Source organism: Nostoc sp. CALU 546 (genome assembly GCF_048836525.1).
In genome coordinates this window covers 1-16,100 of sequence record NZ_JAWJTF010000082.1, presented here as the reverse complement: position 1 = coordinate 16,100, position 16,100 = coordinate 1, and the positions used below count along the sequence as shown (strand labels likewise).

16 protein-coding genes are annotated in these 16,100 nt (G+C 43.2%); 11 read left to right on the top strand and 5 right to left on the bottom strand.

What is annotated here, in order from left to right; translation table 11 throughout:
• Window positions 1-78: 78 nt before the first annotated feature.
• Window positions 79-258 carry a high light inducible protein gene (locus tag RRG12_RS30305; RefSeq protein ID WP_069071239.1) on the bottom strand — a complete coding sequence of 60 codons (180 nt, stop codon included), beginning with the start codon at window positions 256-258 and terminating at the stop codon, window positions 79-81.
• Between the two features lie 336 nt (window positions 259-594).
• The gene (locus tag RRG12_RS30300; RefSeq protein ID WP_420761760.1) at window positions 595-1,323 is read right to left on the bottom strand and encodes a cytochrome b/b6 domain-containing protein; all 729 of its coding nucleotides are present in this window, start codon (window positions 1,321-1,323) and stop codon (window positions 595-597) included.
• 297 nt (window positions 1,324-1,620) lie between these two features.
• On the opposite strand from RRG12_RS30300, the gene RRG12_RS30295 reads away from it, so the two are divergent.
• The 3 genes from RRG12_RS30295 (at window position 1,621) to trpD (ending at window position 3,997) form a co-directional block, all read left to right on the top strand.
• Entirely contained in the window at window positions 1,621-1,977 is a 357-nt protein-coding gene (locus RRG12_RS30295) for a hypothetical protein (protein WP_420761759.1), read from the top strand.
• The gene (locus tag RRG12_RS30290; RefSeq protein WP_420761758.1) at window positions 1,920-2,801 is read left to right on the top strand and encodes a DNA adenine methylase; all 882 of its coding nucleotides are present in this window, start codon (window positions 1,920-1,922) and stop codon (window positions 2,799-2,801) included. The genes RRG12_RS30295 and RRG12_RS30290 overlap by 58 nt, the downstream gene beginning before the upstream one ends.
• A gap of 80 nt (window positions 2,802-2,881) precedes the next feature.
• Window positions 2,882-3,997: an anthranilate phosphoribosyltransferase gene (gene trpD, locus RRG12_RS30285; RefSeq protein WP_420761757.1), complete on the top strand. Its 1,116-nt coding sequence runs from the start codon at window positions 2,882-2,884 to the stop codon at window positions 3,995-3,997.
• Here the strand turns inward: trpD and RRG12_RS30280 are convergent.
• Entirely contained in the window at window positions 3,927-4,973 is a 1,047-nt protein-coding gene (locus RRG12_RS30280) for a retropepsin-like aspartic protease family protein (protein ID WP_420761775.1), read from the bottom strand. The two genes, trpD and RRG12_RS30280, sit on opposite strands and share 71 nt — an antisense overlap.
• Window positions 4,974-5,635: 662 nt before the next feature.
• Here RRG12_RS30280 and carA point away from each other — a divergent pair.
• The 5 genes from carA (at window position 5,636) to RRG12_RS30255 (ending at window position 10,068) form a co-directional block, all read left to right on the top strand.
• Window positions 5,636-6,799 (top strand): glutamine-hydrolyzing carbamoyl-phosphate synthase small subunit, encoded by a 1,164-nt coding sequence (gene carA, locus RRG12_RS30275; RefSeq protein WP_420761756.1) that lies wholly within the window; start codon window positions 5,636-5,638, stop codon window positions 6,797-6,799.
• A 234-nt stretch (window positions 6,800-7,033) separates the two neighbouring features.
• Entirely contained in the window at window positions 7,034-7,399 is a 366-nt protein-coding gene (locus RRG12_RS30270; RefSeq protein WP_084227153.1) for an STAS domain-containing protein, read from the top strand.
• A 579-nt stretch (window positions 7,400-7,978) separates the two neighbouring features.
• Window positions 7,979-8,458 (top strand): Mini-ribonuclease 3, encoded by a 480-nt coding sequence (locus RRG12_RS30265; RefSeq protein ID WP_069071246.1) that lies wholly within the window; start codon window positions 7,979-7,981, stop codon window positions 8,456-8,458.
• A gap of 92 nt (window positions 8,459-8,550) precedes the next feature.
• On the top strand, window positions 8,551-9,678 hold the full coding sequence (rlmB, locus tag RRG12_RS30260; RefSeq protein ID WP_420761755.1) for a 23S rRNA (guanosine(2251)-2'-O)-methyltransferase RlmB: 1,128 nt from the start codon (window positions 8,551-8,553) through the stop codon (window positions 9,676-9,678).
• Window positions 9,679-9,765: 87 nt separating this feature from the next.
• A complete protein-coding gene (locus tag RRG12_RS30255; protein ID WP_069071247.1) occupies window positions 9,766-10,068 on the top strand; it encodes a DUF1816 domain-containing protein in 303 nt (100 codons plus the stop codon).
• Between the two features lie 314 nt (window positions 10,069-10,382).
• Here RRG12_RS30255 and RRG12_RS30250 read toward each other — a convergent pair whose 3' ends face one another.
• Entirely contained in the window at window positions 10,383-11,234 is an 852-nt protein-coding gene (locus RRG12_RS30250) for an alpha/beta fold hydrolase (protein ID WP_420761754.1), read from the bottom strand.
• Window positions 11,231-12,484, bottom strand: coding sequence for an aminotransferase class I/II-fold pyridoxal phosphate-dependent enzyme (locus RRG12_RS30245; RefSeq protein ID WP_420761753.1), 1,254 nt, complete (start codon window positions 12,482-12,484; stop codon window positions 11,231-11,233). Before RRG12_RS30245 ends, RRG12_RS30250 begins: the two co-directional genes overlap by 4 nt.
• Window positions 12,485-12,574: 90 nt before the next feature.
• Between RRG12_RS30245 and RRG12_RS30240 the strand changes: the two genes are divergently transcribed.
• The 3 genes from RRG12_RS30240 (at window position 12,575) to RRG12_RS30230 (ending at window position 16,061) form a co-directional block, all read left to right on the top strand.
• Entirely contained in the window at window positions 12,575-13,396 is an 822-nt protein-coding gene (locus tag RRG12_RS30240) for an acyl-CoA desaturase (RefSeq protein ID WP_069071250.1), read from the top strand.
• Window positions 13,397-13,710: 314 nt separating this feature from the next.
• On the top strand, window positions 13,711-14,763 hold the full coding sequence (locus RRG12_RS30235) for a fatty acid desaturase (protein ID WP_420761752.1): 1,053 nt from the start codon (window positions 13,711-13,713) through the stop codon (window positions 14,761-14,763).
• 218 nt (window positions 14,764-14,981) lie between these two features.
• Entirely contained in the window at window positions 14,982-16,061 is a 1,080-nt protein-coding gene (locus tag RRG12_RS30230; RefSeq protein WP_420761751.1) for a fatty acid desaturase, read from the top strand.
• The last annotated feature ends 39 nt before the right edge of the window (window positions 16,062-16,100 follow it).

Below are 16,100 nucleotides of genomic sequence, written 5' to 3'. Positions count from 1 at the left end.
TCTAATACAAGGAAAGGCAGACGATTTGGTGAATCGCTGCCTTGCCTCATCATCTAATGAAGGTAAAAACGTTTAAATCTAAAGGATGCCCCAGAAGTGTAAAATCCCTTGACCAGAAAACACTTCAAGCGCAACAGCAGATAAAAAACCAATCATTGCAAAACGACCGTTCCAGTTTTCGCTCTGAGGAGTGAAGCCCCAGCGCAAAGCATTAGGATCTTCTGAAACCGAAGGCGTAGTCTTCTTAACGTCTGCCATAAATAATACTCCGAGCTTTATGTTGTAACAGTTATAACTGCCTGTAAAGTAATGTAACAGATTTTTACGGAAATGCAACATTAAATCAAGTCAAAATTCAGCAGTGTATATTACGGGTACGTAGTTTAATCTTAACAGTTTCCTATGCCTACAGCTACATTGATAGTAACCTCCTAATACATCCCTTTTTTTCATGCATATAAATTACATTTTGTCAAAATAAATTAGATGCGTTTCCCTTGAAGCCCCCACTGATTGTAATTACGAATTACGTTAGCGTAGCGGTAGCGAGTCTGCGAGCGTCATTACGAATTACGAATTACGAATTATATTGACCTATGACTCACTACCGGGAAAAAATACAGGTAAGACAAACGCCGTCAGAATTCCACCCAACACAATCACCTCAATAATTCTGAGGTAAAAATTGTTTTGCATAAAATTATTCATTACCGCACCAAAGTTAGCCTGTAAGCTAGTCAACCAAACACGAAAACGACTAGACCATTTAGCAGGGCTATCTTCTGGGCGAAACTTCCACGAAAACATAGAGAGTAACAACGGCGCACCACCCACCTTAGTAGACATCAAAACATGAACCGCCACACAGCCAACCATCACAACCCAGGCACAAAGGTGGAGTGAGTACCAAATATGATCTAGCTGCCCTGCTGGAAGCCACTCTTCCTTCATCATCCTGCCAGAGTTCACAGCCAAAATAGCGGCGATGAGCATGAGAGTATTTGCTAGACGTTGCAAGCTAACCCACCAAATTGGCTTGCCAACCTGAGTTAGTTGCTGCAAAGAATCAGATTGAACAAGGCGCTTTTGTCCAGCATGAAAGCTATAGAGGGCAAAAGCAGGGAGAATAAGCAAGAAAAATAATGCAAAAGTGCCGTGAATGCCCTGAATATAACCAATTTGAGGGAATGGGATTCTGCCAAATCTGCGATCGTAAGTGTTGTAAACTAGAAATCCAGTAATAATTGCTGCGATAACTAAAATTCCACTTAAGCCGTGAAGAATTCGCAATAACAAAGGTTGATAGGGTGCAGAACGGGACATAAAAATAATCCTGAGTAGATGATTGTATAGGACTCATATTTTATTTCTGAAAAAACTCAGTACAGAAATCAAAGCGGATTCCTATAGGAGTTTTGAATAGATAATTTAAGCTTTTGGTGAGACAAGAAAATTGCCCTGGATATTTCACATAATAATTACAATTATTTCTAATAAGAGTGCTTAATCCCTACTGGCTGGTAGCTCAATATTTATACCATAAAGAAAAAGCTATCTGTTGTTGATAAACTAAGTTAATATGACATTCATGCTTACATATAGTAGCTGAGGTGTAGTGCGGTGAGTCAGGTTTTAAGCTTTGAATTAAGTGATGAAGTTTACGCGACATTACAGCAACAAGCCGAGGTTGCAGGCGTATCTCTTGCAGAATTGGTAGCTACTTCTATAGAACAGCAGTATGCTTCTGTAAGACGTGAAAATTCGCAACCTGAAACAGAGAAAGAAGCAGCTCGTCAACGCTTCCGAAGTCATGCTGGAAGCATTAATCTCGGTTACGCTACAGGAGCAGACAATGAAAGCATTGATGCTGATTTAGCTAAAGCGTTTGTTATTACCCCAAGTGTGACTATTTCTAAATTATGCTCAAAAGTCCTCTACGATATCCTGGCGGTAAGTCAAAAGCAATTAATCAAATAGTTGAATATTTACCAGAGAGCTTTTCAGAATTTCGAGAGCCTTTTGTGGGTGGTGGCTCTGTATTTATTTATTTAAGACAAAAGTTTCCTCATATCAAAATCTGGATTAACGATTTAAACCGCGAACTCTTTTTGTTTTGGAAATTTGCCCAATCTGAGCTACCTAAATTAGTTAAAGAAATTCGACAGATTAAAGTCAAATATACAGATGGTAAATTACTCTTTACAGAATTAACTAGTGTAGATGTAAATAAGTTATCTGATTTAGAAAGAGCGGTTAGGTTTTTCGTACTCAATAGAATTACTTTTTCTGGAACTGTAGAATCAGGTGGTTTTTCTCAAGAAGCTTTTCATAAAAGATTTACTAATTCTTCAATAGAACGGCTAGAAAAGCTAGAATATATACTATCAAAAAACGTCCAAATTACTAATTTAGATTACAGCCACCTATTAAAAACACAAGGAGAAGACGTATTTTTATTTTTAGATCCACCGTATTTTAGTGCTACAAAATCAAAGCTATATGGTAAAGACGGTGACTTGCACACTTCTTTTGAACATCAGAGATTTGCTGAACTTTTGCAACAATGTCATCATCGTTGGCTAATTACCTACGACAACTCAACGCAAATTCGAGAAAATTTTCAATGGGCTAATATTTCAGAGTGGGAATTGCAGTATGGCATGAATAACTATAAACAAATTGGTGCAGCTAAAGGTAAAGAATTATTCATTACTAATTACGAAGTTAAACTTGATTTGGAGAAAAAATCACAAGTTCAGAATCTTGCTAATCCCGCTTTGCAATTGAGCCTTGAGATTTAAACCTAACTTTGATAGCTTTCAATTTTCCGGTAGGATAACCCCATAGCTCTCAATATAGCTACAACATACAAACCTTAGCTATGACAACTTCTCCAATCCCTGCTCAAGAATCCTCTGCTAGCTGGTATATCCTGCTGCAACAGTTAATAGATGGCCAATCTTTATCCCGTAGTCAAGCTGCTGAATTGATGCAAGGGTGGCTCAGTGAAGCGGTTCCCCCAGAGTTATCAGGGGCTATTTTAACAGCGCTGAACTTTAAAGGCGTTTCTGCCGACGAGTTAACCGGCATGGCTGAAGTATTACAATCTCAATCAAAACTAGGAACTGGGGACTGGGGACTGGGGACTGGGCAAGAATCTACCCAATCCCCAATCCCTAATCCCCAATCACCAATTCCTCTAATAGATACCTGTGGTACTGGTGGAGATGGTTCTTCAACCTTTAATATTTCTACAGCCGTTGCTTTTGTCGCCGCTGCATCTGGTGTACTTGTGGCCAAACACGGCAATCGTTCAGCCTCAAGTCTCACGGGAAGTGCAGATGTATTGGAAGCCTTGGGTGTAAATTTGAGTGCTTCTAGTGAAAAAGTACAAGCAGCACTACAAGAAGTCGGGATCACTTTCTTGTTTGCCCCTGGTTGGCATCCAGCCCTCAAGGCGGTTGCGTCATTACGGAGAACTCTCAGGGTACGAACGGTGTTTAATTTGCTTGGGCCGTTAGTAAATCCTTTGCGTCCAACTGGGCAGGTGGTGGGGTTATTTACTCCCAAACTTTTGGCAACTGTTGCCCAAGCTTTACAGAATTTGGGCAAGGAAAAGGCGATTGTGTTGCACGGGCGAGAAAAACTCGATGAGGCTGGGTTAGGAGATGAAACTGACTTGGCGGTGTTATCAGATGGAGAAGTGCAGTTAACTACCATTAATCCCCTAAATTTGGATTTAACCCCTGCTCCCATCGGTATGCTTCGGGGTGGCGATGTCCAAGAGAATGCGGTGATTCTCAAGGCGGTACTCCAAGGTAAGGGAACTCAGGCGCAACAGGACGCAGTAGCTTTGAATGCTTCATTAGCGCTGCAAGTAGCGGGTACGATCGCACTCCTAGATCACGCCGAGGGGATTAAAATCGCTAAGGATATTCTACAAAGTGGGGCTGCTTGGACGAAGTTGGAGCAGTTAGTTGAGTTTCTGGGGAATTAATTTGCGATCGCAATTGCGGACGAAATTCTACGATATTACGTTTGATGGTGACATCGTAATTGCCAAAAAAGTCATGTCCTAGAAGTCCAATTTCTAGTTCCGCACCTGCGATCGCTACTGGTACTTTATTCACTATTACCCCGCCAACTGCCATCGAATTAACATAACCCACGGGAAATTCTACAGCCCTAGCACTAGCGGTATTTGCCTTCGCTTTCCCTACTGCCACTATTCTCAAGGTATTTGCCATCTCCTGGGTGATTACAGTGCCACTGGCTCCCGTATCCACAATCATCTCAAATTTCTCCTGGCCATTGAAAGTAACTTCCACAATTGGCGTCCCACCAGCCCGCCTTTTAATTGGGGCTGTAAATACTGCCTGATCTGGAATCAGCATTACTGATGAAGGCAAACCTGACTCTGGTGGTAAAGGTTTTGTGGCTACAGGAGGTGAGGTAAACTTTGGTGCGGTTGCTATCTGGGGAACAGTAACAATTATTCTCTTCTGAGGTTCCGCAATTGGCGACGCTACAGGGCGAGGAGTAGCTTTCTGTTTGGCATATTTGATTTGGCGCTGATATTCTGTGATTTTGGATTGAGCAAAGGCAAATTCTGGGGTTTGTCGCTGGACTTTTTGCATCAGCGCGATCGCATCCTGGTATTGACTCGCCACCAATTTCCAATCATCTGGAGATTGAGCCGATTGGCTGATACTCCAAGCGCCAACGGCTTTATCTAGCCCCATCTCAAAAACACTGGGTTCACTTTCAGAAGTCTCTAGTGGCTGTGCTGGGGTGGCTGCTGGTGTTGCTGGTTCGACGGCAGGCTGTACTGATGCCAGATCCCCAATTGGCGTGGGTTGCTCATTGCCACCAGTTGCGGTGTTCCGTTTGTCTTGACTACAGGCAACACACAAAACCGCTAGAGCGCTTGATACAAAAATTAGGGTTGCACGGGATAAAAAGGACTGAAGCATAACTAATTTTAACGGGTTGCGGAAGTCCCTATCTTCAATGTACTCATAAGGTGGGGATTGTGAGCGGGGGTTGAGTAGGGCATAAGCGTATTTTTTTTGCATCAGCAAAAAAAATACGCTTATGCATGACGAAGCGCCAAAATTCTCTGATAGAATAGCTGGGTCTTGACCACCAATGCCGTAAGCGAAAACCAAGCTGTATAGGTAAGTGTTGCATCGCCCTTGGCGTCTCCCCTTGGGAGAAGAGAAAGATTTGGTCTTGGGAACCAGGACTCCTGCCCTTGGAGGGAATGTTAGACTTTCTAGTACTACAAAGTCCTAGAAGCTGTTCCCGATGAATTGGGAAGCCCTGTCCGTCTGACGGCGGGGTAGTTCACCTGTCCAAGCTTTGCCAAACTCACTCCCGCTACTTTAATTCTCTTTTAATTTTAATTAACCATTTTCAAAACTCCCAATTGCCCAACTCATGGGATAATTAGCAATCGCAGTATTGGGTACTGGTGACTGGGGATTGGGTACTAGGAATTAGAGACTGGGGAAGAAGCAAGGAGTAGGGAGCAAGGGAGTAGAGTTTTACCCGCCCTGTACCTCTCCATCCAATCCCCAATCCCCACTCCCCAATCCCCACTCCCCACTCCCCACTCCCCACTCCCCAATTTACTATGCCCCTGTCTGACGCAATACCTGCTTTACTTGTCCTGGCTGATGGAACCACTTATCGCGGTTGGTCTTTCGGTGCTACGGGAACCGCGATCGGAGAAGTGGTGTTCAACACTGGTATGACCGGCTATCAAGAAGTCCTGACTGATCCTAGTTACTGCGGTCAAATAGTCATTTTTACCTATCCGGAATTAGGCAATACAGGTGTCAATCCTGAAGATGAGGAATCAGATGGCCCACAAGTGCGGGGTGCGATCGCACGCAATATTTGTCAACGACCGAGTAACTGGCGATCGACACAATCTTTACCTGACTACCTCAAACAAAACCAAGTGCCAGGAATCTACGGCATCGATACCCGCGCCCTCACCCGCAAAATTCGGATGTTCGGAGCTATGAATGGTGGCATTTCTACGACTATTCTTGATGAAGCGGAATTGCTAGAGCAGGTACTAGCGGCTCCCAACATGGCAGGATTAAATCTGGTTCGTGAAGTCACCACCCCAACGGCTTATGAATGGTCAGATCCCACCATTCCAGCTTGGCAATTTAACTCTGAGGCTGCGGAAAATCTTGGGGAACCCTTTACTGTTGTTGCCCTTGACTTTGGCATAAAACGTAATATCTTACGTCGCCTAGTAAGTTATGGTTGTCGGGTGATTGTTGTACCTGCTGATACACCACCAGAGGAAATTCTCAAATACAATCCAGATGGTGTGTTTCTTTCTAATGGCCCTGGTGACCCTGCTGCCGTCACCGAAGGGATTGCAACTGCCAAAGCACTTCTGTTAAGTCAAAAACCTATCTTTGGTATTTGTATGGGACACCAAATTTTAGGTCATGCACTAGGGGCAGAAACCTATAAACTTAAATTTGGTCATCGTGGTTTGAATCAGCCTGCGGGTTTACAACAACGGATAGAAATTACCAGCCAAAACCATAGTTTTGCTATTGACCCAGATTCTTTACCTACGGCAGTTGTGGAAATCAGCCACCTGAACTTAAACGATCGCACCATTGCCGGGGTACGTCACAAATCTCTACCTGTTTTCTCCGTACAGTATCACCCAGAAGCCAGTCCTGGCCCCCACGATGCTGATTACTTATTTGAGCAATTTGTCCAATCCATGCGAACAGCACGTCAAGCTGTGGCTGAGGTGAGGTAAAAATGGGGAATGGGGAATAGGGAATGGGGAATGGGGAATGGGGAATAGGGAATAGGGAATAGGGAATAGGGAATAGGGAATAGGGAAGAGTTTTCCAATGCCCAATGCCCAATGCCCAATGCCCAATGCCCAATCCCCAACCCCCAATCCCCAATCCCCTATTCCAACAGATTGTAGACAATTTGCTCAAAAACCATCTATACTTGAGCGTTCACTTTAACTCATGAGGAGGGAATTATTGCTGAGCCACTAAATCTAACCGTTAGCCTGAGAGGCACTCGCGAAGTCCGGGATAACTGTCAGCTATTCCGCCTCACAGGTTTGTTAGATGCTTTTTCTGAGCCGACATTTCGCAAGACACTTGGCAGCAAGATTGACGAGGGCCCTAAGCATATTATTTTGGATCTCTCACAAATTGACTTTGTTGATAGCTCTGGCTTGGGCGCTTTGGTGCAGCTCGCCAAGCAAGCTCAAACTGCTGATGGCACTTTGCAAATTGTCACGAATGCCCGTGTAACTCAAACGGTCAAGCTTGTTCGCCTAGAGAAGTTTCTCTCCCTGCAAAAATCAGTTGAAGACGCTCTAGAAAACGTCAAGTAGTCTTGATTGCTCGACCTGAGAGTTCAATTTAGCTATCTAGATTCAACATCGGATAGCTTAATTTTTAAAACTTCTGGCAAAAAACCTCTCTCCTTGTGGGAGAGGGAGAAAGCCAGTTGAGCTATTATGTTTAAAGTTGAGCAATAACTAAATATATAAACACCCGGTTATTGGGTATGTAATCGTTGGCTAAAATATTGGATAAGCAATCAAATGTGAGAAATCTGTAAGAAATACAAATCCAGCAGATTTTTCTATAGATAGACTTGACTTAATACTGTATAGTGGAAAATTGTCGCTTACTAAGTAAGCATGGCAATGCCATTGAGTAGAAGGGTGAATTTGATGTCAGAATTTTACCCTATATTAAGCAAACACCACAAGAAGTAGGCGAAATTTGGTTTATAGGCGTTGACATCAGGGTGATTTAAAGTGCCAACTCTCAATCAAAAAGATGAAATTAGGAAGTAATTTTGATAGTATTGATTATGCTAAGTATACTATCATGGCATACTTCAGAAAAATCAGTCTTTGCGAAGAATGCCTGCCAAATAGAGCCAGTGAAGGAATGATTTATTTGTGAAGTCACAGGAGGAAGAGCTATTAGATGGACAAGATAAAACTCCCAAACAGAGTTTATCTTGGAATCAAGCACTCTTGGCAACCACAGCGCCATTCCAACAGATTTCCCTCTCACAAGTGCAACAAATTTCTCCTAGTGCTTTAGCATATTTGGGGGACGCAATTTATGAGTTGTATGTTAGAATCTTCTATCTGCTGCCATTGCAGCGGTCAGGAATTTACCATCGTCTGGTAGTGGAGCAGGTAAGAGCGGAAACACAAGCGCTACATTTGCGATCGCTGATTCCTCATCTCAGGGATACCGAATTAGAAATTGTCCGACGGGGTAGAAACGCCGCTACAGGACGCCCTAAGCGACTTAATCCCGAAATTTATCAACAGGCAACTAGTTTAGAAACCTTAGTTGGCTACTTATATCTCACCGATTACCAGCGTCTAACCGAACTGTTGCAAATACTTCATATAGAAAAAGAGTGAAAACTCAATTTCATAGTAGCCACAGCAGTAGATTAGGTTCAAGAAATTGAGGTAATCGAGATTGTCAACCATACGCTATATCCATAACTAAAATGCAGAATAAACCAAGAAAAGTTAATACTTCTAGCGAACCAAATCGTGGACAACCCGTAAAACTTAAAGGTAAGCGTGTTGTTACTAATCCGACTCGTAATCCTCGGAAAATAGATAGCAAACCCACCTCTGTTGCTAATCCGACTCATAATCCTAGAAAAATAGATAGCAAACCCACCTCTGCTGCTAATCCGACTCATAATCCCAGGAAAGTAGATGGCAACACCATCTCTGTTGTTAATCCGAATCGCAATCCTCGGAAAATAGATAGCAACCCTAGTTATGGTAACTCCCGACAACGAAATAACAACTTCTCCCAAGCGTCTGTATCTACAGAATCGACAGAAGATAGCGATCTAATCTACGGTCGTCATCCAGTATTGAGTGCGTTGCAAAATCAGCGCAATCTCAACCGTCTCTGGATTACTACCCGTTTGCGCTATGATCCCAGCTTTCACCATTTTCTCTTGCAAGCGAAGGAAAATGGCACAGTGATTGATGAGGTTGAACCCAAGCGTTTAGACCATCTCACCAACGGCGCTAATCACCAAGGTGTGGCAGCACAAATTGCTCCCTACGCCTACATCGAATTACCGGATCTACTGGAACAAGCCAAATCTGTAACCGATCCCGTAATTGTCGTGGCTGACGGCATTACAGATCCCCACAACTTGGGAGCAATTATTCGTACCGCCGAAGCAATAGGCGCTCAAGGATTGGTGATTCCCCAAAGAAGGGCATCTGGGATCACTTCCACTGTCATGAAAGTGGCAGCAGGTGCTTTAGAAAATTTTGCTGTAGCTAGAGTTGTCAACCTCAGCCGCGCCTTAGAAGAATTAAAAGAAGCTGGCTTTTGGATTTATGGCACCGCTGCAAGTGGGAGCGAACCCTTGCATACAGTCAATTTTACTGGCCCAATCGTTTTGGTAATCGGCTCAGAAGGCGAAGGTCTGGGTATGTTGACTCAACGTTCTTGTGATTTCTTAGTATCGATACCTCTACAAGGTAAGACTCCTAGCCTCAATGCCTCGGTAGCAGCGGGTATGGCGCTTTATGAAATTTATCGTCAGCGATCGCAAAATACGCTGCACTTAGATAGATTACAAAAAATCTCTTTGAAAAAATAACGGTAACAGAGTATAAAGAAATGTAAAAGATAATAAAGCACCATATCGTTTAACACCCTGTAGCACGTTTACAAATTGGCGAAAATCATGAAAACCATTTGGCATAACCTCAAGGAAGTGTTGATTAACACATTCGACTACATCGGCTTGGCTTGGTGGGTAGAGATTGTGACGCAGAATCCCCGCTGCACGTACTACTTCGGGCCATTTCTGAATTCTTCTGATGCCAAATTGTCAAGCATTGGATATATAGAAGATTTGGAGATCGAAGGGGCGCAAGGAATTGTTGTGCATATCAAACGCTGCAAACCTAATACCTTAACCATCGCTGAAGACTTGGGGGAAAGATTTGACCGCAAAGTACAGCCTGCCTTTGGCGGTCAGATTTAATTTAGGCCAGAAAATGAATAGGACGCGTGGATGTGGAGATGCAAAGACATGGATACACAGATAATTCTTTGACTGCGTTACCAAGTCTTTCTTTTTCACTCACCGCGTCACCACATCTTCTCTCTCCGTTTCTTCTTCGTCAATAGTCAAAATTTTTAACTAATTCTGGGGGTTTAAGTCCCCTGCTTCTTCATCGGCAAGTTTTGTGAATCTTTCTAAATGACCGTTACGTAAACTTAATTACGTTAGCGGTAGCGAGGAAAGAGCGTCTGTAGGAGCGTAATTACGAATTAGGAATTACGAATTAGTAATTATTATTGACTACCAATTACCTGCGGATGTTCTTCCAGCCAATGGTCAATGTCTCTGAGCATCAGTTGGGGAACTTCCCACGGGAAAAGATGGGCAGTGTTGGGATAGCACTGCCACTGAGAATTTTGGAGGTGTTGAGCAGTTTGTAAGCTGGAATCAGATGTGATGTGGCGGTCTTGTTCACCAGCAAGTACTAAACTAGGACATTGAATTTGTTGCAAATCTAGAAGTCGGTTGTATCCCGATTGAATTGCAGTATAGAGGGCGCGAGTAGCAGCAGGAGAGGTTTGCAAATAAGCTGGTACTGCTTCCTTAGCAATGTAGTTGTAACTGGTAGATGTATGTTGTTGGATTAGGTAGCGAAAAAGCGATCGCTTACCAAAAGTTTCAATATTCCATTGCCAACTTGGTTTTATATAGTTCAATAAGGCAGCAACGCCAGTATATAAATTATCCTGCCAAGTTATAGGAGGATGACTACCACGGGGTTTTGCGGCTGTCGCCACCAAAATCAGCCCGGTAATCCGCTCTGGTAAACGTAATGCCAACTCCATTGCGAGAATGCCCCCAAGTGACCATCCCAATACGAGGCACTTTTCAATCTCCAAGCGGTCTAGTAGCGCTTCTAAATCAGTCAAATGGTCATTCATCTCAAAATTGCCGTTGTAGCGACTTTTGCCGTATCCACGTAAATCAGGGGCAAAAGTTTTGTAGCGTTTTGATAAATGATTGGTAAAGACAGAAAGACTACGACCAGAACCAGGATGACCGTGTAAGACCAAAATGGGGAATCCTTGACCTTGGATGTAGACATTGAGGCGTGTAGCAGTAGTAGGATTATAGCGATCGCTCATTCCTTACGATTCTCCTGTTTGTCGATACTGCCAACTGCATCGATCGCAGCTTCGAGTGCGATCGCTACATGAGTCCAATGAGTCCCCCCCTGACAATAAACCACATAGGGTTCACGCAAAGGCCCATCGGCTGATAACTCCAAAGTACTCCCTTCAATAAATGTCCCCCCAGCCATGACTACCTTGCTCTCATACCCCGGCATTTCATCTGGAATAGGGTCTAAGTAAGAACCGATGGGAGAATGCTGTTGTATTGCTTTACAGAAAGCAATTAGCTTTTCGGCAGAACCAAGTTTAATTGCCTGAATTACATCTCCACGGGGAGCCAGGGGTGCAGGATTTACTGGATAACCGAGTTTATCAAATACATAACCGGTCAGATAAGTTCCTTTCATCGCCTCTCCCACCATTTGCGGAGCCAGAAATAAGCCTTGAAACAACAGGCGATTTTGGTCAAAAGTAGCACCGCCATAACTCCCGATACCAGGAGCAGTGAGGCGACAGGCAGATGCTTCTACTAAGTCGGCGCGACCGGCGACATAACCGCCAGCGCTGACAATAGTACCACCAGGATTTTTAATCAATGACCCCGCCATTAAATCAGCACCTACGTCTGTAGGTTCCTTTGTTTCAATAAATTCACCGTAGCAGTTATCCACAAAGCAAACGGTGTTCGGGTTTTGCTGCTTTACCAAATGGACGATTTTTTCAATATCAGCAATTGATAAACTAGGACGCCAAGAATAGCCACAAGAGCGCTGAATTAAGACTAAACGAGTGTTTTCAGCCACACTAGTACTTAAAGCTTGCCAATCTATAGTTCCTTCTGAGGTTAGCTCCAATTGGCGGTAATTTATGCCAAACTCGATAAGTGAGCCTTGACCTTGACCCCGTAAACCAATGACTTCTTCAAGCGTATCGTAGGGAGAACCGACCACTGCTAACATTTCATCTCCAGGACGGAGAACACCAAACAAAGCACAGGCGATCGCATGAGTTCCCGAAACGAACTGAACTCGCACGGCCGCAGCTTCAGCACCCATAACTTCGGCAAAAACTTTATCTAAAGTTTCTCGTCCTAAATCATCGTGACCATAGCCACTTACACCAGCAAAGTGGTGTGCGCCTACACGGTGATTACGAAAAGCATCCAGCACTCGTTTTAGATTATGCTTGACCTGAGTGTCAATTCCAGAAAAAATTTCTAATAGTGCCTGTTCTGCTTGCCGCAGCTGTTCTAAGCTGTTCATCAGTTCCTCGTTCAAAAAAAATTAAATTATAGATATGCGGATTTTAAGATCCCACATACTAGGCTGGAAAATTCAAATTCAGGTTACTGCATGACAATTGCTACTTCAACCAAACCTCAAATTAACTGGGTTAATACCCTGTTTTTCATTGGACTGCACATCGGCGCTTTATTTGCCTTTGTTCCTGGTAACTTTAGCTGGACAGCAGTTGGTGTGGGTTTATTGCTGTACTGGGTAACGGGTGGTTTAGGAGTTACTCTAGGATTTCACCGCCTTGTCACCCACCGCAGTTTTCAAACTCCCAAGTGGCTAGAGTATCTCCTGGTTTTCTTCGGCACACTCTCGTGTCAAGGAGGCCCAATTGAGTGGGTAGGGACACATCGCATTCATCATTTAAACTCTGATACTGACACAGATCCCCATGATTCCAATAAAGGCTTCTGGTGGAGCCACATGGGTTGGCTGACTCATTATTGTCCCGCTCACGCTGATGTTCCTCGTTTCACCAAAGACATTGCCGAAGACCCAGTTTATCAGTTTTTAGAAAAATATTTCATTTTGATCCAGGTTGCTCTGGGAGTATTGCTTTTACTTCTGGGTGGCTGGCCGTTTGTTATTTGGGGCATTTTTGTTCGCATTGTCTGGGTTTACCACTGCACTTGGTTGGTGAACAGCGCCACTCACAAATTTGGCTATCAGAGCTATGATTCTGGTGATAAATCGACTAATTGCTGGTGGGTAGCCGTACTAGTTTTCGGTGAAGGCTGGCATAATAACCATCATGCTTTTCAATACTCAGCTCGTCATGGGCTGGAATGGTGGGAAATCGATTTAACCTGGATGACAGTTCAATTGCTACAAGCAGTTGGTTTAGCTACTAATGTGAAGTTGGCCCCAACAAAAACTAGTTAGGAGTTTGGAGTTAGGAGTTTTGAGTTACGTGAGGGTGTGAATCAGGCGTTGAAATGTTTATGTTACCGTCGATTTTTATGAGAACAAGGACGTTTCTAATTCACAATTAGGCTTGAGTTAAGAATCTAAACTCCTAACTCATCACTCCTCACTCATCACTCCTAACTCCTAACTCCTCACTTTTCAAAAGTTTATTTACGGGTGCGCTCGTGTCGGTTAGGTTGCTATAATCCGAAGCGCTAATATTAAGAAATTTTGCGGCGAGCCACTTTTTGAGTGACTTGGTGTAGGAGTTTGTTGTTTTTCAGGTGTTCATGACTACATCAATAATTAATAGCCAGAAACTAAGTGACGAGCCTGGTAATTCCGACTTCCGGCTCAAAGATATTGTCAAAACCCTGCCACGGGAATGTTTTCAGCAGAGCCGTCGCAAAGCTTGGACACAAGCATTGCTCAGTGTCTTGGCAGTTGCCTTGGGTTATTACAGCTTGATTATCACTCCTTGGTTTCTTTTGCCCCTAGCTTGGATTTTTACGGGCACTGCTTTAACAGGCTTTTTTGTAATTGGACATGATTGTGGTCACAGGTCTTTTGCCAAACGTCGTTGGGTAAATGATTTGGTGGGGCACTTCTTCATGATGCCGTTAATTTACCCCTTTCACAGTTGGCGCATTAAGCATAATTATCACCATACTCATACCAACAAGCTGGATGAGGACAACGCTTGGCATCCAATCAGACCAGAAGTATTTGAAAACTGGGATACAACCCGGCAGTCTGCTTTTAAGTTGTTCATGCGTAAACGCCTCTGGTGGGTAGGTTCCATTGGACATTGGGCTGTGGTGCATTTTGATTGGCGGAACTTCAAAACTAAAGACCAATCGAGTATCAAGCTTTCTGTGGCTGTTGTAGTTGTGTTTGCTGCGATCACTTTTCCGCTTCTTATCGCCACAACTGGTATCTGGGGATTTGTCAAGTTTTGGCTAGTGCCCTGGATGGTTTACCATTTTTGGATGAGTACTTTTACCATTGTTCACCATACTGCCGCAGATGTTCCTTTTGCGACAGCGAACAAGTGGAACGAAGCTCTAGCACAACTATCTGGCACTATTCATTGCGATTATCCGCGTTGGGTAGAAGTTTTGTGTCACGATATCAATGTTCATGTCCCTCATCATATTTCCACAGCTATTCCTTCTTATAATTTGCGGTTAGCTTACAGCAGCATCAAAGAGAATTGGCAGCCTTATCTCCATGATGAGTGTCAGTTTTCTTGGCCTTTAATGAAGCAGATTACAGACCAGTGTCAACTGTACACAACTGATGTTGGCTATAAGACTTTTGACGAGCATTATACAGAGCAATAAATAGCGCTGTGATTACACTCACGCTCTTGAATTAACGAGAGCGTTTATCATGCTGTGTTTAAATAGAATCTGGCAATTTTTTAATAACTAAAATTGTTAGGTAAATTGCCAGAAATTATCCTCTTTTGTGTTAGCGATCGCTAGTTTCGTGGGCATCCTAGAGGTGAGATTATTTTGTCTCAAATCAAGTTCCGATTTATATCTAACAAAAGAATCCAGTGCAATTAGATACCATCAGTTTCAATAATCCTCCTGGCGGTGAAACGTCTGAGGATACGACTAAATTACCTTTCACACTTGGGGATTTAAAAGCTGCAATTCCTGCTGAATGCTTTCAGCCCAATGTGACAAAATCACTTTTTTACTTCTTTCGTGACATCCTGATTATTGGTCTGCTTTATGCAGTTGCTTCTTACCTGGATTCTTGGCTTTTCTTCCCGATTTTCTGGCTAATGCAAGGAACGATGTTTTGGGCTTTGTTTGTAGTTGGGCATGACTGCGGACACCAATCTTTTTCTAAGCATAAATGGCTCAATGATTTGATTGGACATCTTTCGCACACACCAATACTTGTTCCTTATCATGGTTGGCGGATCAGCCATAGAACCCATCACAAAAATACTGGCAATATCGATAATGATGAAAGCTGGTATCCTGTGACCGAATCACAATACAAGGAGATGCCTTTAGCCCAAAAGATCGGCAGATATTATGTTTTTCTATTGGCTTATCCTGTGTATTTGTTTAAGCGTTCTCCTAACAAGGAAGGCTCCCACTTTATGCCCGGCAGTTCGCTTTTCAAGCCATCGGAAAAATGGGATGTCATCACTAGTACTGTACTTTTGATTGGTATGGTAGGTTTGCTCGGTTTCCTCACCTACCAATGGGGTTGGATGTGGTTGCTGAAATATTATGCAGTACCCTACCTTGTGTTTATAATTTGGCTCGATTTGGTGACATTCTTGCACCACACTGAGCCAGAGCTTCCCTGGTATCGTGGAGAAGATTGGACTTTCCTGAAAGGCGCGATTTCTAGTATTGACCGTGATTATGGTTTGGTTAATCATATCCATCACGATATTGGTACTCATGTCGCTCACCACATATTCCTTAATATCCCTCACTACAATTTGCTGAAGGCAACTGAGGCAATAAAACCAGTAATGGGTGAGTATTTCCACAAATCGGAAGAACCCATTTGGAAGTCATTATGGAATTCATGTGTCAGATGCCATTTTGTACCTGATACGGGTAGTAAGGTTTACTACACATCTAACAACAAGTTAGCTAAAAACTAAGATTTAGAATCCCGACTTCTTTAAAGAAGTCGGGATTCT

Coding starts and splice junctions, on each gene's coding strand:
- RRG12_RS30305 (WP_069071239.1), bottom strand. CDS start 258: ATGGCAGACGTTAAGAAGACTACGCCTTCGGTTTCAGAAGATCCTAAT.
- RRG12_RS30300 (WP_420761760.1), bottom strand. CDS start 1,323: ATGTCCCGTTCTGCACCCTATCAACCTTTGTTATTGCGAATTCTTCAC.
- RRG12_RS30290 (WP_420761758.1), top strand. CDS start 1,920: ATGCTCAAAAGTCCTCTACGATATCCTGGCGGTAAGTCAAAAGCAATT.
- trpD (WP_420761757.1), top strand. CDS start 2,882: ATGACAACTTCTCCAATCCCTGCTCAAGAATCCTCTGCTAGCTGGTAT.
- RRG12_RS30280 (WP_420761775.1), bottom strand. CDS start 4,973: ATGCTTCAGTCCTTTTTATCCCGTGCAACCCTAATTTTTGTATCAAGC.
- carA (WP_420761756.1), top strand. CDS start 5,636: ATGCCCCTGTCTGACGCAATACCTGCTTTACTTGTCCTGGCTGATGGA.
- rlmB (WP_420761755.1), top strand. CDS start 8,551: ATGCAGAATAAACCAAGAAAAGTTAATACTTCTAGCGAACCAAATCGT.
- RRG12_RS30255 (WP_069071247.1), top strand. CDS start 9,766: ATGAAAACCATTTGGCATAACCTCAAGGAAGTGTTGATTAACACATTC.
- RRG12_RS30250 (WP_420761754.1), bottom strand. CDS start 11,234: ATGAGCGATCGCTATAATCCTACTACTGCTACACGCCTCAATGTCTAC.
- RRG12_RS30245 (WP_420761753.1), bottom strand. CDS start 12,484: ATGAACAGCTTAGAACAGCTGCGGCAAGCAGAACAGGCACTATTAGAA.
- RRG12_RS30240 (WP_069071250.1), top strand. CDS start 12,575: ATGACAATTGCTACTTCAACCAAACCTCAAATTAACTGGGTTAATACC.
- RRG12_RS30235 (WP_420761752.1), top strand. CDS start 13,711: ATGACTACATCAATAATTAATAGCCAGAAACTAAGTGACGAGCCTGGT.